Origin of the sequence: Mucilaginibacter jinjuensis (assembly GCF_028596025.1) — a bacterium.
Classification (GTDB): Bacteria; Bacteroidota; Bacteroidia; order Sphingobacteriales; family Sphingobacteriaceae; genus Mucilaginibacter; species Mucilaginibacter jinjuensis.
This window is the reverse complement of the sequence record NZ_CP117167.1, coordinates 2,559,176-2,577,594: the sequence shown is the minus strand read 5'-3', so window position 1 is coordinate 2,577,594 and position 18,419 is coordinate 2,559,176. Positions and strand designations below refer to the sequence as shown.

Annotated in this window: 16 protein-coding genes; 11 read left to right on the top strand and 5 right to left on the bottom strand. The window is 43.3% G+C overall.

All coding sequences use genetic code 11. From position 1 onward, the window contains the following. The first annotated feature begins 1 nt into the window (after nucleotide 1). From phnN to PQO05_RS11715, 3 genes are all read left to right on the top strand, one after another. Nucleotides 2–556 carry a phosphonate metabolism protein/1,5-bisphosphokinase (PRPP-forming) PhnN gene (gene phnN / locus PQO05_RS11725; RefSeq protein ID WP_273633100.1) on the top strand — a complete coding sequence of 185 codons (555 nt, stop codon included), beginning with the start codon at nucleotides 2–4 and terminating at the stop codon, nucleotides 554–556. 352 nt (nucleotides 557–908) lie between these two features. Beyond that, nucleotides 909–1,514 (top strand): NanQ anomerase/TabA/YiaL family protein, encoded by a 606-nt coding sequence (locus PQO05_RS11720; RefSeq protein WP_273633099.1) that lies wholly within the window; start codon nucleotides 909–911, stop codon nucleotides 1,512–1,514. Nucleotides 1,515–1,546: 32 nt separating this feature from the next. Continuing rightward, nucleotides 1,547–2,437 (top strand): AraC family transcriptional regulator, encoded by an 891-nt coding sequence (locus PQO05_RS11715; protein ID WP_273633098.1) that lies wholly within the window; start codon nucleotides 1,547–1,549, stop codon nucleotides 2,435–2,437. 116 nt (nucleotides 2,438–2,553) lie between these two features. Here PQO05_RS11715 and PQO05_RS11710 read toward each other — a convergent pair whose 3' ends face one another. After that, the gene (locus tag PQO05_RS11710; protein WP_273633097.1) at nucleotides 2,554–3,429 is read right to left on the bottom strand and encodes an alpha/beta hydrolase; all 876 of its coding nucleotides are present in this window, start codon (nucleotides 3,427–3,429) and stop codon (nucleotides 2,554–2,556) included. 373 nt (nucleotides 3,430–3,802) lie between these two features. Between PQO05_RS11710 and PQO05_RS11705 the strand changes: the two genes are divergently transcribed. From PQO05_RS11705 to PQO05_RS11690, 4 genes are all read left to right on the top strand, one after another. Continuing rightward, nucleotides 3,803–4,369 carry an RNA polymerase sigma factor gene (locus PQO05_RS11705; protein WP_273633096.1) on the top strand — a complete coding sequence of 189 codons (567 nt, stop codon included), beginning with the start codon at nucleotides 3,803–3,805 and terminating at the stop codon, nucleotides 4,367–4,369. Continuing rightward, nucleotides 4,366–5,799, top strand: a complete 1,434-nt coding sequence (locus PQO05_RS11700; RefSeq protein ID WP_273633095.1) for a hypothetical protein — start codon at nucleotides 4,366–4,368, stop codon at nucleotides 5,797–5,799. Before PQO05_RS11705 ends, PQO05_RS11700 begins: the two co-directional genes overlap by 4 nt. Before the next feature lie 179 nt (nucleotides 5,800–5,978). After that, a complete protein-coding gene (locus PQO05_RS11695) occupies nucleotides 5,979–7,643 on the top strand; it encodes an ATP-binding cassette domain-containing protein (RefSeq protein ID WP_273633094.1) in 1,665 nt (554 codons plus the stop codon). Next, nucleotides 7,633–8,682, top strand: a complete 1,050-nt coding sequence (locus tag PQO05_RS11690; RefSeq protein ID WP_273633093.1) for a glycosyltransferase — start codon at nucleotides 7,633–7,635, stop codon at nucleotides 8,680–8,682. Before PQO05_RS11695 ends, PQO05_RS11690 begins: the two co-directional genes overlap by 11 nt. A 101-nt stretch (nucleotides 8,683–8,783) precedes the next feature. On the opposite strand, the gene PQO05_RS11685 is transcribed toward PQO05_RS11690, so the two are convergent. Genes PQO05_RS11685 through PQO05_RS11675 form a run of 3 tightly spaced genes read right to left on the bottom strand, consistent with a single transcriptional unit; the run spans nucleotide 8,784 to nucleotide 11,792 of the window. Continuing rightward, the gene (locus tag PQO05_RS11685; RefSeq protein ID WP_273633092.1) at nucleotides 8,784–9,890 is read right to left on the bottom strand and encodes a glycosyltransferase family 4 protein; all 1,107 of its coding nucleotides are present in this window, start codon (nucleotides 9,888–9,890) and stop codon (nucleotides 8,784–8,786) included. Nucleotides 9,891–9,901: 11 nt separating this feature from the next. After that, on the bottom strand, nucleotides 9,902–11,053 hold the full coding sequence (locus PQO05_RS11680; RefSeq protein ID WP_273633091.1) for an amidohydrolase family protein: 1,152 nt from the start codon (nucleotides 11,051–11,053) through the stop codon (nucleotides 9,902–9,904). Then, nucleotides 11,022–11,792, bottom strand: coding sequence for a class I SAM-dependent methyltransferase (locus PQO05_RS11675; RefSeq protein ID WP_273633090.1), 771 nt, complete (start codon nucleotides 11,790–11,792; stop codon nucleotides 11,022–11,024). Before PQO05_RS11675 ends, PQO05_RS11680 begins: the two co-directional genes overlap by 32 nt. A gap of 294 nt (nucleotides 11,793–12,086) precedes the next feature. Between PQO05_RS11675 and PQO05_RS11670 the strand changes: the two genes are divergently transcribed. From PQO05_RS11670 to PQO05_RS11655, 4 genes are read left to right on the top strand one after another with little or no spacing between them, the layout of a single operon-like run. Continuing rightward, nucleotides 12,087–13,586: a B12-binding domain-containing radical SAM protein gene (locus PQO05_RS11670; RefSeq protein ID WP_273633089.1), complete on the top strand. Its 1,500-nt coding sequence runs from the start codon at nucleotides 12,087–12,089 to the stop codon at nucleotides 13,584–13,586. A 12-nt stretch (nucleotides 13,587–13,598) separates the two neighbouring features. Continuing rightward, complete coding sequence (locus tag PQO05_RS11665; protein ID WP_273633088.1) at nucleotides 13,599–14,642, top strand: radical SAM/SPASM domain-containing protein; 1,044 nt, start codon at nucleotides 13,599–13,601, stop codon at nucleotides 14,640–14,642. A 3-nt stretch (nucleotides 14,643–14,645) separates the two neighbouring features. Continuing rightward, entirely contained in the window at nucleotides 14,646–16,109 is a 1,464-nt protein-coding gene (locus PQO05_RS11660; protein WP_273633087.1) for a B12-binding domain-containing radical SAM protein, read from the top strand. Further along, entirely contained in the window at nucleotides 16,106–16,921 is an 816-nt protein-coding gene (locus tag PQO05_RS11655) for a class I SAM-dependent methyltransferase (RefSeq protein ID WP_273633086.1), read from the top strand. Before PQO05_RS11660 ends, PQO05_RS11655 begins: the two co-directional genes overlap by 4 nt. Before the next feature lie 529 nt (nucleotides 16,922–17,450). Here PQO05_RS11655 and PQO05_RS11650 read toward each other — a convergent pair. Then, nucleotides 17,451–18,398 carry a nucleotidyltransferase domain-containing protein gene (locus PQO05_RS11650; protein ID WP_273633085.1) on the bottom strand — a complete coding sequence of 316 codons (948 nt, stop codon included), beginning with the start codon at nucleotides 18,396–18,398 and terminating at the stop codon, nucleotides 17,451–17,453. Between the last annotated feature and the right edge of the window lie 21 nt (nucleotides 18,399–18,419).

Below are 18,419 nucleotides of genomic sequence, written 5' to 3'. Positions count from 1 at the left end.
AATGGGCACGCTATTTTATATTGCCGGGGCTTCCGGAGCTGGTAAGGATACCCTGATTAACTACTGCCGCAACCAAATTAACGGAACCTTGCCGGTTATTTTTGCGCACCGTTATATTACGCGGCCGGCCAATGCAGGAGGCGAAAACCATATACATTTAAGCGAAGAAGAGTTTAAGCTGAGGTTAAGAAACAACCTGTTCGCCATGCATTGGGTGAGCCACGGTTTATATTATGGTGTAGGGATCGAGATAAATCAATGGCTTAGCCAGGGCCTTAATGTGGTTATTAATGGTTCGCGCGAGTATTTGCCTACGGCATTAGAGAAATACCCTTCGTTACGCCCAATCTTAATTGAAGCTACTGCCGAAACCATTAAAGAGCGCCTTTTAAAACGCGGCCGCGAAAACAGCGAAAGCATTGCCGAACGTATTAGCCGAAGCGCACAAATTAATACCAACAGCGCACTGTTTACCAGCATCCACAACGATGGTTTACTGGAAGATGCAGGCAATGAACTGCTGACCACCCTGCTGCAAACCGAAAGTATTTTATAACAAGAAAAAAAGCATAGTATTTTAAAAATACTATGCTCTCTCAACTCTAATAAAGTTTAGGTTTAAAATCATTCTTTACCGGCAGGGCTGCCCATATAGCCATCAATAACAGCAATTTACGATTTTTATTCCTGTCTTATTTTATAGAATATAGCCCAATAAATGTGCTATGTTAACCAATTGCTTATCTCTTCCATTAAATCTTCCGGCTAAATAAAATGTATTATACAAACAGTATTTACAACTAATATGTATATATTGGTTAATATAATACATTGTATATAAATGTTTCTTTTGCTTACATTTATTGTTACCAATATAAGCACCTTGTGCTATTAACCCTTGTTGCCCAATGAAGAAATCTTTGCATTTATTAGTGTTAAGTGTGTCTGTTATTTTGTTTAGTTATTTAAACGTAAACGCCCAGACAAAAACTGTAACTGTTAACCAGGTTTTTAAAAACAAGCGACTGGCTAACGGCAAACCACTTATCCCCGATGCATCTATCGATAAAGCAGCTTTTAGCAAACAATACACAACCAACAAAGCACTCTGGGATAAAGCATTTGATTACCTGAGCAAAACCAAACTGGACACGATGGCGCCGGGCAAATACCCCATTGCGGGCGACAGCGTTTACGCCGTTGTAATTGCAGGCCCAACTAAAACACCAGAACAGGCCAAATGGGAATCGCACCTAAAGTATATCGATTTTCAATGCGTGCTTCAAAATGCTGAAATTATGCAAACTGCCCCGATGAGCACAGCGACCATCACCAACCCGTATGATGCCAAAACAGATAATATAAATTATAACGCAACCGAAGAAGCATCGCACCTGGTTACGCCTGGCAATATCCTGCTCTTTTTCCCCGGTAGTGTACACCGTGCCGGGTTAAAAGCAACCGGCTATGATACCGACAGGCGGGTTGTAATTAAAATAATGGTTTCGCAATAAAAAAATTTAAATCCCCTAAATACCTAACCTTAATGAAAGCTATTTTAAAAAAAGCGACAATCACACCCAATCATTCCTTCAATATCCACAAAGATGTTGGGGCCGAAATGCTCAGCTCCTGGCATTATCACCCCGAAGTTGAATTATTGCTCATTAAACGCAGCTCTGGTACCTGCCTTATAGGCGATTATGTTGGTCCGTTTAAAAACAATGATGTTTATTTATTGGGATCCAACCTGCCGCATACCTTCAGGCACGAGCACAAATATTTACACCGCACCGATGAAAAAATAGGCGAATCGGTAGTGATCCTCTTCCAACAGGAACTATGGGGGAGCTACTTTTTAAACCTGCCCGAAACCCAATGTATTGGCCGCTTAATTGAAGCATCAAAATTAGGTTTACGAATCACAGGTGAAGCCCGCAAAAAGGTTGCCCGCATAGCCGAAGAAATGATGAATGAATCGCCCACCAAACGGATGATCCATCTGCTTTCAGCTTTGGAAATTATTGCATCCGGGCAAGAATATGAAACCATCTCGAGCAATGGATTTTTTCATGAGGTTAACAGCCTCGATCAATCGCGCATCAATAAAATCTTCGAATACACCTTTAATAATTTTCAACGTAAAATATTAGTGGAAGATGTGGCCGCATTGATAGCAATGGGCAAGCATTCCTTCTGCCGTTACTTCAAAGCCAAAACACGCAAAACTTACCTCGATTTCTTAATAGAAGTACGCATCGGCCACGCCTGCCGCCTGCTGGTTGAACAAGACATGAACGTTGCTGAAATTGGCTATGCCTGCGGTTACAACAACATCTCGCACTTCTATCATCAATTTAAAACCATCACTAATAAGCACCCGCTCGAGTATCGTTCGAGCTACTTGAATAAGGAACAAACATTAATTGCAGTGTGAGAATAATGATAGAATGAGTGAATGATAGAATGAGTGAGTATGGAAGCGCTAAGAACTATTCTATCACTCTATCATTGCATCAATTCTATCATTCACTCGTTCTCTCCTTCTATCATTCAAAACTTCTTCATCCCCGGTAGCGGCGTTTTAAAATAATCGTTATCGGTAAACCAATCTACCAAACGGCCGGGCCAGTTTTTGAATGATTGCAGTTTAGAGCGGTACCCCATATTAAACGCATGATTGCCTTTAGAGAAGATATGCGCTTCTACCGGCACACCTGCTTCGCGATATTTTTGGAGCAGTTTAATTACTGGTGGCGAGCAGCACTCATCATCATCAGCCACCACCAAAAACGCAGGCGGTGAATCTGGCGGGATCACATCTGGTACACCGAGCGGACCGGGGTAAACCAATATGGCGAAGTTTACTTTGGCACTTGCTTTGTCGATTGGGTCGGCAGCTTTGGGGTCACCGGTACCTTTTTCAAAGGCAACCCAGTCAACCACCTCTCCTCCTGCCGAAAAGCCCATAATACCTAAGCGGTTCGGGTCGAAGTTCCAGTTAGCGGCATTGCTGCGGACTATACGTAAGGCGCGCTCTGCATCCTGCTTGGCATGCACCTGCAGTTTATAGGGCGAATTGGTATCACGCGCCAGGCGGTATTTTAATACTACAGCCACAAAACCCAGATTGGTTAAAAACTTTGCAGGCTCGGTACCTTCGGCATTAAATACCAACATCCGGTGGCCGCCGCCGGGGCAAATGAGTACAGCAGCACCGTTGGCTTTATCCTTGGCCGGCATGTAAACGGTAATGGTGGGGTTGTTTACATTGCTGATGTATTTGTCGCCCTTCTCAGGCTCGTTACGGCGGTTCTCGAAACCGGGAGCACCGTTTTTCCAGAGGGGAATAATGGTTGAATCCGTTTGCGCAAAAACAACACAGGGGATAAATAACAGCAGGTACAATGCAATTTTAAGGGGTTTCATAGGCAAGCTTATAATTGGTTTATGGAGCAAAAGCAACTGTATAAATATATACATTATGCATGCAATAGCTATAGGGTAAGCTTTTACTATTCAAGCAATTGCTTGTAGGATATTAACTTAATGATAAGCCTTCAATTCAATCATAAAAATTACATCCGGCATCAATAATACCTCGTACATTTAGCTGGAGATTGATATCGACAATTCGTTTCAAAAAAAATTATATATCAAGGCAACCTTTTGATGATGCTTTACGTGATAAGGGTGGATGAATGTTAAAAACATAAAGTAGAACTATGCCCTGTGTATGGGAGAAGCAGACGTACATCAACTAATTAGCGCTTGCATTCAGCAGGATAGAAAGAGTCAAAAAATGTTATACAATGCATTTTATGGCTTTGCTATGGGTATATGTTTGCGCTATGCGAATAACCGTTATGAGGCTTCTGAAATTATGAACCAGGGCTTTATGAAGGTATTTACCAGCCTGCATAAATATGATAGCTCGAGGCCGTTTAAAGCCTGGATGGGCCGTATTATGATGAACATGTCGATAGATTATTATCGAAGCAACCTCAAAATGGCCTATACTGACGACTTGGAGAAGGCCGAACATATTGCAGACAACGACCTGCCTGATAAAAAACTGAATTACAATGAATTACTGGCCATGATACAACAGCTTCCGCAAGCTGCCCGAACGGTTTTTAACCTTTTTGCGATAGAAGGTTATTCGCACGAGGAGATTGGGGAAATGTTGGGTATATCGGCAGGTACATCAAAATCAAACCTGTTTAAAGCAAGGGAGAAACTGAAGAAAATGATATTAAAAGCCGCAGAAATTCCGAAGAATTTTAATGGCACTAATGAGACACAGATTGTTGCCATTAGCAACGGCAACCTGTATCTGGGCTTTTTGAATAATGGGATAAGGTTATGAAAAAGGAAGAAGAAGATAACATAGACCATAAATTCAGGGAAGGCCTCTCAAAAGCCGAGGACAACATTGCCTTTCGCAATGATGACTGGGATGCTATGGAAAAATTATTGGACGAGGAGAAACGCCGTAAAGGCATCGTTTTCTACCTGCCAAGAATTATCAGCGGCATTGCGGCCCTGCTATTGCTTACTCTGGGCTTTTTCTTTTTACGCCCTGCAACTAAAACGGGAGTGGATAAGAATGATATAGCTAAAATTAAACCATCGGGCGTAAACAATAATTCATTAAACAATACTAAAGTAAAACCTGCAAATAGCACAGGGCACGATTCTGCTTTAAATAATAGCAATCAGAATTCTGCGAACAACAATACATCTAACCTGGCTAACAACAACACAAAACCTATTGATAAAACATCTACTTATACTAATCCAAATAACGGAAGCAAAAACGGTTTGAAAGATCAGCAATTACCGGCTACAAGTTCAAATCAGCTGGCTGCTGTTTCAGGTAATAGATCTGGTAAAAAGGCGACTAATAAACAAGGCGGCTCTACTGATAAAGGGCTTTCCAATAATAACACACCGATCAGCGGCGATTATGCTGCTGTTTCAACCGGTTCAGAAAACGCACCTAAGCAAATTGGCCTGGGCAACAACAATACTGAAGTTTTAGCTGCTTCGGGTACTAACGCTTTGAACGATGATACCGGCTTAACAGCTGCAGAAATCAACGCAACAGATAAACAACTGGATAAAAACAGCCGGACTTACGCCGCCGCAGTTATAGCTAAGCAGAAAAAGAAAAATTCGTTCAGCTCTTACGGTCCAACGCATGCTGTTATACTAAGCGTGCTAACCGCTCCAGATTTAAATGGCGTGGGCAGTTCTTTCAGCAATGCGCAGTTGGGTAGTACCAGCGGGTTGATGCTTTCGGTGGGTTTAACGCACAGGTTAACGGTAAGTACCGGTGCGCTTTATGCTAAAAAGCCTTATGCGGCCAATTTTAGCCAATACACTACCCCCTATCAATTTAAAATAGACCCAACTAATGTATATGCCGATTGCCGCGTATTGGACATCCCTATCAATCTCGATTACCGGTTATACAGTAAAGGCCGCAATATGATTGCTGTAGGTACAGGTATATCATCATACTTTATGCTGCGCGAAAATTACCGTTTTGATTATGATAATACCCCAGGCAAGGCATCAACCAACTTCGATATTAAAAATCAGAACCAGCATTTGTTAGGTGTGCTAAACCTTAATGCCACTTACCAGCGCCGTATTAATGCAAATTTTGGATTGAATGTACAACCCTACATGAAGTTGCCACTTACCAGCATTGGCTACGGCAAGGTTGATCTGCAATCAACCGGTGTAGCAGTTGGCTTTAGCTGGTATTTAACATCTAACAGGCCAAAATAACAACATAAAATATTGCTTTTTTTTATTTCCCCTCTTGAGAGGGAGCGCGAACGACTGTGCAATGGAAGGGGTGTGTTATTACGCGTACAGACACACCCCGAACCCCTCTCAAGAGGGGAATAGAATTAATACTAGATTGGGCAACCGGGAGCACTTTGTATAAATTATTTGAGTAAGCTTTGTATACGATAATCAAAAAGATCCGTGCCGTATTAGTCCCTGCCGAAAGGCGGGCCTTAAACAGACATGTATTGCTTGGGGTATTGATTAGTGTGCTGGATATTTTGTTTCTGGCAATGATAGTTTGGCTCATCAACATTACGGCAAGCCATCAACAGGTAGTTGTAGCTGGTTACCCTGTTTCGGATTTTGTATGGGATAATCTGATCGCGGTTGCTATCGGCACTGTGCTACTTTTCGGCATTAAAAACAGCCTTGGTTATTTGATTACACAATCGCAATACAGGTATAGTTATCGTGTGGCGGCTCGCTTATCAAATACCAAGCTAATGCAATACCTGCATAACGATTACTTCAATTATGTAAATACCGATTCATCGGTTTACATGTACCAGATAGGCCAGCAGCCTATCGAGTTTTCGCAGTATATCCTTTCAGGATTACAGCAAATTATTGTACAGGCAGCGCTGATTGCATTATCGGTTATTGCTATTGCTGTTTATAATTTCCAGTTGTTTTTGATGGTTACGGTTTTTATCCTTCCACCGGTATTAATTGTGGCCTGGCTCATCCGCAAAAGGATCAAAACCGTCCGCAGCACCACACGCATCAACAGCGAAAAAAGCCTGCAACATTTAAAGGAATCGCTCTCTGCTTATATCGAAAGCCATATTTATAACAAACACAGCTTTTTCTCAGACAGGTATACCCGTTACCAGCAACAGCTTAACACCAACCTGGCCAACCTGCAAAGCATTCAATTGTTGCCATCACGTTTGTTCGAGGTTTTCGCTATAGCGGGGATCTTTATCATTACCATCATTAACTCACACTATCACAATAGCACCAATTTAATTGCAGTAGGTGTTTTTATGGCTGCGGCTTATAAAATCATTCCCGGACTGGTTAACATTATCAATTATAATGGCCAGATCAAAGCCTTTGAGCATGCGTTAAATAATATGCTGCCCGATGATGAAATTTCTGTTTCAGAAAACGTTCTTCTTCCCGCAGAATCTATTCAAAACATCAAATTTCACCAGGTTAAATTCAGTTATAAAGACCGAACCATATTTAATAACCTGAATTTTGAATTATCATCAGAAGATTTTGCAGGTATCAGCGGGGTTTCAGGTCGGGGGAAAACTACGCTGATAAATATGCTGCTGGGTTTTATCGAGCCCGAAAGCGGACAGATCAGTATCAATGGTTCTTCAGCCGACAAACATTTACGTGCTGCCCATCGCGAGCGCATTAGTTACGTAAAGCAATCTGTTTTGCTATTGCACGATACCATTTTAAAAAATATCATTTTAAGCGATGGCGAATATGATGATGCTCGCTTAAATAAAGCCTTGCAAATAACAGGGCTCGATGCATTGATTGCCCAATACCCCGAAGGTATTCACCAACTGATTACCGAAAATGGCAATAACCTGAGCGGCGGACAACGACAGCGCATTATGATGGCCCGGGCACTATACAAAGATTTTGATCTGCTGATACTCGATGAGCCTTTTAATGAACTGGATGACGCTTCAGAACAAAAGATCCTACACTATTTAAAAGCGATGACCGACGCCGGTAAAATCATCCTTTTTATCACCCATAATCAGCAAAGCCTCAACTTTTGCAATAAAACCATCAACCTCCATGAAGCCTGAAGCATTGGTGATATTAACGCCCGGTTTCCCGTCCAGCGAGGCTGATACCACCTGCCTGCCGCCACAGCAAATATTTGTGAGAGCATTAAAACAGGCCTATCCCGATACGCATTTAATTATCCTAACCTTCCACTACCCTTTTCGGGCCGATAATTACAACTGGTTTGGTTGCGAGGTAATCAGCTTTAACGGTAAAGACTGGGGCAAGGGCTTTCGCCTCAATACCTGGGTAAAGGTTTGGAAGAAAATGGGCGAGCTGAATAAACAATATCAGCTTTTAGGCATCCTCAGCTTTTGGTTGGGTGAATGTGCATTGGTTGGGCAGCGATTTGCCAAACGGCATCAGCTTAAACACCACATCTGGTTATTGGGCCAGGATGCTAAAGCGGGAAACCGTTTTTTTAAACGCAGCAAACCCGATGGTAGCAACCTTATTGCTCTTTCCGATTTTGTGGCTAATAACTTTGCAAACAGCTATGGTATCCGTCCGCAGCACACCATCCCGGTAGGTATCGATGTGAGTTTGTTTGATAACACATCAACAGAAAGGGATATTGATATACTTGGCGCTGGCTCGCTTATTCCGCTTAAACAATATCATTTACTGATAGAAACCGTGCGTTTAGCCAGACTCTACTTCCCCAAACTGCGAGTGGCTATTTGCGGCAAAGGTCCTGAGGAAGAAAAGCTGAAACAGCTCATCTGGCAATACAAGCTCGAAAACAATATCAGTCTGCTTGGGGAGATCCCGCATAACGAAGTAATTAAACTAATGCAGCGTTCCCGTATATTTCTCCATCCATCAGAATACGAAGGTTTCGGCGCGGTAATAGCTGAGGCTTTGTATGCAGGCACCCACGTTGTATCATTTTGCAGGCCCATGAATGGTGAGATTAAACACCACCATGTGGTTAATGATATGAACGAACTGCAAAAACGGGTTATTGAATTATTGAAACGTAAAAATATAGAGCATCACCCGGTACTGTTATACAGTTCGGCGCAGATAGCGGCGCAAATGATGGGACTATATCGGTAGTTCATTGGTTCACTTGCTCATTAGTTCATTAGTAATTGCATCCAGCCCAATGATATACACCCTGACCAATGAATAATTGAACCAATGAACCAGTGAACAACTCAATGAACCAATAACTTACAAGCCCTATAAACATCCTCAGCAATCCGATTAAAAGATAAATTCTGGTTAAAATGCCCAATCACATCATCCGGACTAATGGGTGAAGTTTCCAAACCGCATAGCGTTTTGGAAAGCGCCCGTTCATCACCTGCTTTGTACAAGTAACCATATTTGCCATTTTCGATAATCTTTCTAAAAGGAGGAATATCGCTTATTACCGGAACACACCCACAGGCCATGGCTTCGAGCAGCGCATAGCCGCTACCCTCTTTAAAACTTCCCGACAGGTAATAATCTGCCGCGCTGAACCAAAGCGGGAGCTTATCATGCGGTATACGGCCAAGCAGATAAACGGCAGATTCGAGCTTTTCATCAGCATATATTAGTGCTTTGATCTTGTCCAGTTGCTCGGTAGTATGGTAGATCATGTAGAGGCGCGATGATGGTTTGAAATTTAAATACTGCGCAAAGGCCTTTATAATAGTAAGCGGACTTTTATTTTCATTCAATCGTCCCACCCACAAAAACACGTTGCCTTCAGTATGGAATTTGAGCTTTTTACGGCTCTCTGTTTTATCTAGCGCGAAAAAGTTGGTAGAGGCTTCCAGTACTTCAAATATGGGTTGTTTGTTGGCGATCACGCCTTTTTGTTTCCACTCATCCGCATTACCTGCCGAGGTAAACAGGTAAGCATCAACGCATTTCGAAGCCAGTTTTTGAAATACTAATTTCATTCCCTTAAACGGCAGTTCGCCATGGTGCTGTACTATAATTTTGCAGTTGCGCTTACATTGCATCCGCAGTAAAATAACCTGTAAGGGAAATACCAAGCCTTGCACCAGCACTACATCGGGCTGTTGTTTACTGATGAAACGATTGGCCTTAAAAGGTAAATACCTAAACTTATTAATGCCCTTAAAGAAATTATAAAGCAAACCATTATGCAGGCTAAAACCCTCGAAACCGGCGTGCTTAACAAACTGAACCTGCATTTTATCACGCAGAAACTCTGCATACCTTGTAACCAGGTGGTGCTTTTCTAATACCTGCTCGGGCTTATGATATTCGAGGTGAGTATAATAAGTAACATCTACCAGTTTAATCATCACAGTAAAAACTAAGCGGGTAAAATGGGAAATGTAACCTTGGGATAATAAGTTTTGATGTGCTCCATTAAGCGGGTAACACCTCCGGCAATATACTTATAGGCATTGCCAATTTTCACCCGGTCAAATTGCTGTAAGGGAAAATCCAGATCTTCCAATTGTTGATAGATCTCCTCATCAAACAAATTGATCCTGCCGCGATACATTACCAGTAACAAATCTTCTGGGTTTAAACTATAAAGATTACGATAACCCTGATCCGGGTCCTTAGCAATCACAATATCTGCATCCTTACCGGGGGCCAGTTCGCCGGTATTCAGCCTCCAGGTTTTGGCTGGTGATGTGGTAACACTCATCCACAATTCTGCTGCCGAAAGATGTTTGGTTTGAGCCGCCAGGCGCAAATGTCCCCAGATATTCCACTCGCTGGTAAGGGTCGAATCTGTGCCGAATAAGATGGGCGTATGTTGTTTCAGGTTTTTAATATCAGCTGTTTGATTCAACAAAAAGTAATTGGATTGCGGGCACCACACCAGTGCTTCGAACCTTTCGGCTTGTTCTGCTTTCATGGCTACTCCATGTATCCCTATGAGCTTTTTCTTAAAATAATTGCCTTTTAATAGTTCATCTATTTCCTGGTGGGCTAATTCATCTACACCTTCGCCCGTATGGATCACGTAAGGATGTTTAAGCTTTAATGGATTATTGAGTTTCCGCCTCCAATGCTTCTCAAACTGTACCGAATGCAGGCAATGGTAAGCCTGTACAACGTTAATCAGTTCATCCTTATATTTCGGGCCATCGCTATGATCTACAACGGTGGTTACGCCGCCTAGTAAATTCTTATACACACCCCATGCCGCACGCAGTTCAACCGGCACTTTTAACACCTGCTGAATTTGTTGTTTGTAATGTTGATGGATATGCTTTCCCCACTCGGTATAGTTCCGGTAAAAAAGATCACCCAATTGCGGGAATAAGTTGAAATCAAGGTGATCATGCGAGTTGATGAGTCCGGGCAAAGCCATGGCATCGCTAAAATTTAGCGTCAATTCATCTGCTTCAACTCCATCAAAATTTACAGAGGTAATCAGCTTGCCCTCTACCCCTATATTAACCGGGTCGTGCCCGTTAATTAAGTGTAAATTGTTGAGTGCTATCATCGGTGCGGGTTAAACACATGCCGTAAATTATGGGGCGGCCTTTAAACTTTTCGTAAACGCTCAGGGCGTTTTTCTTTTCGTAATAATGCTTTACTGTTTCGTCAACCAGGCGCTCTTCCAAAGCAGTAACTTCAAAACCATAGGTCGCCAGTTTCATAATCAACATATTAACCGGGTGCACGTTATTACGGATAGATACCTTTTTGTTTTGCACGCTGAAGGTCCGTTTACCGCCCATCGCCAAAGCTTCGGGATGGAAATCAGTTATAATAACAGAGGCATTAGGTTTCAAGGCTTTCACCCAGGCCTCAACCACATCATCAATATTATCAATATGCGCCACGGTTAAGGTAGATACAATTACATCGATCTCATTTGCTTCAAGCTGAGGCACCAGATCACCTTCCAGCTTCACGGTATGGGCTTGCGGATACTTCCGTTTCAAAGCATCCAGCATCCCACCCGATACATCGTATCCTGTTAGCGATGCGGGCTGCTTCGATAATATTTTAGGCCATTGCCGGCCGGTACCGCAGCCCATATCGGCCACCGTTTTATTTTTAATATCGATCGTATCCAGTAATATGGCGAAGATCTGCTCGTCCAATGCCAGCATCAGGTTATCGGGCTGGTTATCGTACTCGGCAGCCCAAAGATCATAAGCGGCTTCCGATGGCGTGTCGGGGATTCTTTTCGAAAATAAAAAGTGGTTGATATAACCTTTTAATTGAGCAATCATGAGTGTAAAATTGTTGAATATGAAAAGTCGGTAATGCATATTCCTTTTACCCCTTTTGAACGCAGCTACAAATCGCACCGACAGTAGTGTTCCCCTAAATTAGGGGAAAGCAACGCAACTGCTACAGCAATGGCTTTCATAAGGGGTAAAAACGTAATGCATAGCCTACGTCCGCTTACTTCCATTAACATTACGCTCCCAAACTTGCAATGGTTGCCATCATAATTTAATATACCCTTAAGGCAACCTATACCAAACAGGCCGCGTAACCTTTATATCAGAAGCACGAGAAACATGAATAAAATACTGCTTTTTAACCCCCGGAGCGCTAATAACAAATACCGCATACCCAACTCTATCCTCAATATTGCCGCATCTGTAGAGGGCAAATACGATTGGGTAATTGTTGATGGTAACTGCGAACATGATGCCCTGAAAAAAATTACCGACTACCTCGATACCGGCGAGTTCCGCTACCTTGGTTTTACCGTAATGCCTGGCCCGCAGTTAAGGCAGGCTATCCCCATTTCGAAACACATTAAAGAGCATTACCCTAATACCACCATGGTTTGGGGCGGATATTTCCCTTCGATATATGATCAGGTCTCATTGAACTCCGGCTATGTTGATTTCATCATCAACGGCCCCGGCGATCACGCCTTTCTTCAACTGGTTGATGCTTTGGAAAACTTCCGTCCGTATGAACTGATTAAAAACCTGATCTATAAAATCGATGGCAAGATTTACAAAACAGCCAAAGCCGATCTGTTAGATCAGGACACATTGCCCCCATTGCCTTACGATAAACTGGATAAATTTTACCCGCTTACTAAATTTCTCGGTAAAACATATCTGGGTAACCATACAATGGCTTACCACTCGAGCATAGGTTGCCCATTCACCTGCTCGTTTTGCTCGGTAGTGCCTATTTATGAGGCCCGCTGGAAAGGAAAATCAGCCGCCAATATTTATAAAGATGTAAAGTACATCAAAGATAAATGGGGAGCCGATGCTATCGAGTTTCATGATAATAATTTCTTCGTTTCCGAAAAACGTGCCGTTGATTTTGCCAAACTGGTAATGAACGATAACATGACCTGGTGGGGAATGGCGCGTATTGATACGATGGATAAGTTTAAGGACGAATCATTGGCGCTGATCCGTAAATCGGGCTGTAAGATCATCTTCTTCGGTGCCGAAAGTGGTAACGATGCCATCCTGGAGCAAATGGATAAAGGCGGCACACAAAGCGGTGCGCAGATATTGCGCTTTGCTGAACGGTTGAAGAAATTCGACATCATCCCCGAATATTCTTTCGTACTGGGAACCCCTGCTCCTACTCCTGAAGAAGTAATGAAGCAGATTGATTTTGATATCGACTTTATTAAAAAGGTAAAAGCCATCAATCCTAAAACCGAGATTGTAATTTATACCTACAGCCCGGTAGCCACCGAAGGCTCTGAATTATACAAACAGGTGGTTGAAGCCGGCTTTAAATTTCCCCAGGTATTGGAAGACTGGATCAGCCCGGCCTGGGAAAACTTCGACCTGCGTAAGAACCCTTTAACGCCCTGGCTGAAACCAGAAATGGTGGACAAGATCCGCAACTTCGAAACCGTGCTAAACGGCTGCTACCCCACCGTAACCGATATAAAACTGAATGTGGTTAAACGCAAAGCTATCAAAGTGCTGGCCAACCTGCGCTACCATACCAGTTTGTACAAATACCCCTACGAGATTAAATTACTACAGAAAGTTTGGCGCTATCGCCAGCCCGAAATTCAGGGATTTTAAAAAAGACCCATCATGCAAATCAGAGATCTCTATCATACCCTGCAACGTACCCGGACGCTCGAAACCGACCGGATCCATGCCCTGCCTATTGCCATACTAATGCCGCACAGCGCCTGCAACTGCCGCTGTGTAATGTGCGACATCTGGAAAGATAACAAGAACCTGAAGCAGCTGACTGAGGCTGATATCAAAGACCTGTTAATCACCTTCAAAAAACTGGGCACACAGCAGGTATTAATGTCGGGTGGCGAGGCTTTGCTTAACCCTAATTTCTTTAAGCTTTGCGAACTGCTGAAACCACATAAAATAAGCGTGGTGTTGCTGACTACCGGTTTATCTGTACGCAAACATGCTTATGATATTATTAAGTATGTAGATGAGCTGATCGTATCCCTCGATGGCGACGAGCAACTGCATGATCAGATCCGTAACATCCCGCATGCTTTCCGCAAGATGAAAGAAGGATTGGATTTTATACGGTTCCTTAAACCTGATTTTAAGATTACAGCACGCACGGTAATTCATCGCATGAACTACCAGAAATGGCCAGACATTATTCAGACCGCCCGCAGCATGGGGATCCAGCAGATCAGCTTTTTACCTGCCGATGTAAGCAGCCATGCCTTCAACCGCCAAATGGCCTGGGAAACACCACGCCAAAATGAGGTTTTGATACAGGAAAACGAACTGCAGGAGCTCATTAAAATGGTAAACAAAGTAGTGATCATCAGCCGCCGCCATCCGGGACTGGTTGCCGAATCTGATGAGAAGCTTTATAATATTTATCGCTATTACGCTGCCTTCTACGGCCTCAACCCTTTCCCCTTTAAAAAGTGTAATGCCCCCTGGGTATCCACTGTTATTGAGGCCGATGGCAGCGTAAAACCTTGTTTTTTCCACGAATCAATGGGCAATATCAGGGATAAAAGCCTGAATGAGATCCTGAATACACCGGAGGCTATCGCTTTCCGTAAAATGTTAAAAACCGGTCAAAACGATACCTGCGCACGTTGCGTGTGCTCGCTGAATTTGCCGCCAACCACCCGTTTAAATTAAGTTATGCCAGTCAGTGTATTATTAACCCACTCCTATTTTCTGCGGTTTGATAAAAAACAATGGCAGATCAGCCAGCCCTACGCGCCCCTGGCAACATTGTATGCAGCCTCCATCTTGCGCAATCAGGATTACGAGGTAGCATTTTTCGACACCATGTTTGCACATGGTCCAGATGATATTACAGCGCAGTTGGCCGCTAAGCCAAACTTCTTTGTGATTTATGATGATGGCTTTAACTACCTCACCAAAATGTGCCTCACCAATATGCGCGAGGCCGCTTTCGAGATGTGTAAAATGGCCAAAGCGCAGGGTTGCACGGTAATTGTTTCAAGTTCTGACTCAACAGACCGTTATAAAGAATATCTGAGTGAGGGTGCTGATTACGTACTCATCGGCGAGGCTGATGATACCCTACCTGAATTGATCGGTACATTGACATCGGGCGATACCTTCGAAATTGGTGAAATATCTGGCATCAGTTACCTGCAAAATGGCGTAGCTGTTAAGTCGGCACCGCGTAAGGTAATTAAGGATTTAGACCGACTTCCATTTGCCGCCTGGGATTTGATAGACATGGCTCCTTACCGAAGTGCCTGGTTGAAAAGCAAAGGTTATTTCTCGATGAATATGAGCACCACGCGTGGCTGCCCTTTTAAATGCAACTGGTGCGCCAAGCCTATTTATGGCAATCGTTATAACTCCCGTTCGCCTAAGCATGTGGTGGAGGAATTGACCATGATGCATAAGCTTTTCCAATTTGATCATATCTGGTTTTGTGATGATATTTTTGGGTTGAAACCGGGATGGGTACAGGAATTTGCAGAACTGGTGCAACATAGCGGACTCAATTTCAAATTCAAGATCCAATCACGTGCTGATTTATTACTCGATGATGCAGAAGTAGCTTCTCTCGCCCTTGCCGGTTGCGAAAATGCATGGATAGGTGCCGAAAGTGGTTCGCAACGCATACTGGATGCGATGGATAAAGGCACAACCATTGAGCAGATCCATGTTGCTACCAAACTTCTGAAGAAACATAATATCCACCCTTCCTTCTTCATCCAATTCGGTTATCCAACAGAAACCAAGGAAGAGATCAGTGAAACGGTACAGATGATAAATACTTTATTGCCTTATGAAATTGGCATTTCGGTATCTTATCCGCTACCCGGCACAGTTTTTTTCAACCGCGTTAAGGAAGAATTGAAAGAGAAAACCAATTGGACAGACTCTAACGAGATGGCGCTGATGTTCCAGAATACCTACCCGCCAGCGTTTTATAAGCAATTGCATAAATACGTTCACCGCAACTATCACCGCCATTTAGCGCGTGCAGGTATGCTGGAACTGATTAGAGCACCTTTGCAGGCAAATTTAAATACGCTGAAGAAAGCGCTTTCTATCATCTACTATACACCGGCCACCTGGATAGAGCAAGCCAAACTTAACCGTGCAGAAACAGCATGAGCAATACCATACCACATGAGCTACAGGCCGGTGCTGCTTTTTCTAAACAGTCGGCCATATTTGATGAAATTTATGCTGATAATACCATTGTGCATTATAAGCGCAAACGGGTACGCGGGCATTTCTTAAATCAGCTTAAACCCAATAGCAATATCCTGGAATTAAACAGTGGAACCGGTGAAGATGCCATTTACTTTGCGCAGCAAGGCCACCCGGTACATGCCACAGACATTGCTGAGGGTATGCAGCAAAAGCTGATTGAGAAAGCCAGCCCGTTTATTAATAAGTTACAGATCAGCACCGAGCTTTGTTCTTTTACCCAACTCGATGAGTTAAAACGTCGCGGACCTTATGATGCTATCTTCTCCAATTTTGGGGGATTAAACTGTACTGATGAACTGGATAAAGTAATCGCCTCATTTGATAGCTTACTAAAAGCTGGTGGTGTGGCCACGATGGTTATCATTCCTAAATTCTGCCTTTGGGAATCACTATTGATCTTTAAAGGCAAATTTAAAACAGCAACCCGCCGGTGGTTTGCCGGTAAAGGCCGCACAGCGCACATAGAAGGTCAGTATTTTACCTGCTGGTATTATAACCCATCGTACCTAACTAAACGCTTGAAAAAAGATTATGACCTGGTTGGGTTAGAAGGGCTTTGCACTTTTGTACCGCCATCATATATCGAGGGTTTTGCGGAGAAGCATCCGGGTAGTTTCCGCGTGCTTGCTTCATTAGAGCAGCGCTTTAAGAGTAGTTTCCCGTTTAAATATTGGGGGGATTATTTTATTATTTCTTTTAGGAAAAAGTAGCGGAGGCCTTGTCATCCTGAGCCCCGTCGAAGGGTCGCGCGCAGAAGGCCCACCCACAATACTTCGACGGGGCTCAGTATGACACCTTATGCACTTTCTCAAACTTGTCATTTCGACGATAGGAGAAATCTTCTGCATCAAGACTTCACGCTGTATAAGATCTCTCCTATCGTCGAGATGACAAAGTAGTATAACTTTCCAACTATGCTACCGCAGGTTTCTAACCTGTGGTTAAACTGATGTAAGGTTTCACCTTACGTAAGCTGGAAGCTTACAATAGTACGAGTCACAAGTTACGCTACGCTAAACTTGCGACAGCGAATTGTCATTGCGAGTCCCAACAGCCGTCGGGATGGCAATCTCGTAGCCATACAGATCGAATATGCATTGGCTACGAGATTGCCATCCCGATTATCATCGGGACAGGCTGTCGTTCCTCCTCGCAATGACAAATTGGTCTAACATAGCGAAGAAGATATTTCACTGCGTTCAATATGACAAAATGGGAAACGAAATATTAAAACTCCCTCTAAAATATATCCTGCTCCAGGTTCTTAGTCAACCGCTCCACCTTTTCATTATAAAACGTCATGATCCGGTTCTGAAAGTTTACCGGGTTTGGTTTGGCGTAGCCTTTGGTGGCCATCATGCTCATGAGTACGCCGCGTTGGTTTACGCGGCCGGCCTGAGTTTTCTTGTTCCAGCTGCGGGCGGTTATACGCATTAACCAGTTATCCAGCATATCACCAATGGGGTTGTTGAATAAACCTTCAGTGATTGATTTAATCCATCCTTTATGTGCAGGTTCTGCACATGATACCCGCATCAAATGATTAGGCAGGTATTGGCGCGTCCAGGTGTTGGCGCTGTAAAACTTCTCGAAGGTGAGGTCGCCTTGCAATGGGATCAGGGTTACAGTTTCGGTAGCGGTAAACAGGTTTTGCTCTACAATTTCGGCACGTGCTTCGTCCACAAAATAATTCATGCAGAAATAGTCTTGCTTCTTAAAAATAAAACTCAGCTTTTTAAGTACATGCAATAAACTGCGCGCTATCCAAAGGCGGTTTGTGGCCGTAACGATGAAGAAATCAATATCCGATTTATCATCCGCATATTTCTTAGATAAAGAGCCCGATACGGCAATGCCACGCACATAAGGAAATTTAATCAAGTAGCTACTCACCTTTTCGGCAATGGCCAACAACTCCTGTGCCTTTTTACCGCCATTGTTTCGGCGGGTAACCATGTAGTCGTCATTCTTCAGGGCGTAGTAATTTCCGAGGCGATAGATGAGGCCATGATCGGCCAGGTCGTCCAGGCAGTATTGCACCTGCTCCAGTTCGCAACGCACGGTTGTGAACAGAAAAACTTCTTCTTTGGTAAGCGGAAAATTAAACAGATCGTAATAAGCCAGGGCCGATAAAACCTGGGTTTTGATACCCGAATAATCTGCGATGTAACGACTTGGCTTATACATAATTGTGCTGTTTAAATGTGT

Excerpts from the sequence above, each read along its gene's own strand:
- phnN (WP_273633100.1), top strand. The coding sequence starts at position 2 with ATGGGCACGCTATTTTATATTGCCGGGGCTTCCGGAGCTGGTAAGGAT.
- PQO05_RS11720 (WP_273633099.1), top strand. The coding sequence starts at position 909 with ATGAAGAAATCTTTGCATTTATTAGTGTTAAGTGTGTCTGTTATTTTG.
- PQO05_RS11715 (WP_273633098.1), top strand. The coding sequence starts at position 1,547 with ATGAAAGCTATTTTAAAAAAAGCGACAATCACACCCAATCATTCCTTC.
- PQO05_RS11710 (WP_273633097.1), bottom strand. The coding sequence starts at position 3,429 with ATGAAACCCCTTAAAATTGCATTGTACCTGCTGTTATTTATCCCCTGT.
- PQO05_RS11705 (WP_273633096.1), top strand. The coding sequence starts at position 3,803 with ATGTTATACAATGCATTTTATGGCTTTGCTATGGGTATATGTTTGCGC.
- PQO05_RS11700 (WP_273633095.1), top strand. The coding sequence starts at position 4,366 with ATGAAAAAGGAAGAAGAAGATAACATAGACCATAAATTCAGGGAAGGC.
- PQO05_RS11690 (WP_273633093.1), top strand. The coding sequence starts at position 7,633 with ATGAAGCCTGAAGCATTGGTGATATTAACGCCCGGTTTCCCGTCCAGC.
- PQO05_RS11685 (WP_273633092.1), bottom strand. The coding sequence starts at position 9,890 with ATGATTAAACTGGTAGATGTTACTTATTATACTCACCTCGAATATCAT.
- PQO05_RS11680 (WP_273633091.1), bottom strand. The coding sequence starts at position 11,053 with ATGATAGCACTCAACAATTTACACTTAATTAACGGGCACGACCCGGTT.
- PQO05_RS11675 (WP_273633090.1), bottom strand. The coding sequence starts at position 11,792 with ATGATTGCTCAATTAAAAGGTTATATCAACCACTTTTTATTTTCGAAA.
- PQO05_RS11670 (WP_273633089.1), top strand. The coding sequence starts at position 12,087 with ATGAATAAAATACTGCTTTTTAACCCCCGGAGCGCTAATAACAAATAC.
- PQO05_RS11665 (WP_273633088.1), top strand. The coding sequence starts at position 13,599 with ATGCAAATCAGAGATCTCTATCATACCCTGCAACGTACCCGGACGCTC.
- PQO05_RS11660 (WP_273633087.1), top strand. The coding sequence starts at position 14,646 with ATGCCAGTCAGTGTATTATTAACCCACTCCTATTTTCTGCGGTTTGAT.
- PQO05_RS11655 (WP_273633086.1), top strand. The coding sequence starts at position 16,106 with ATGAGCAATACCATACCACATGAGCTACAGGCCGGTGCTGCTTTTTCT.
- PQO05_RS11650 (WP_273633085.1), bottom strand. The coding sequence starts at position 18,398 with ATGTATAAGCCAAGTCGTTACATCGCAGATTATTCGGGTATCAAAACC.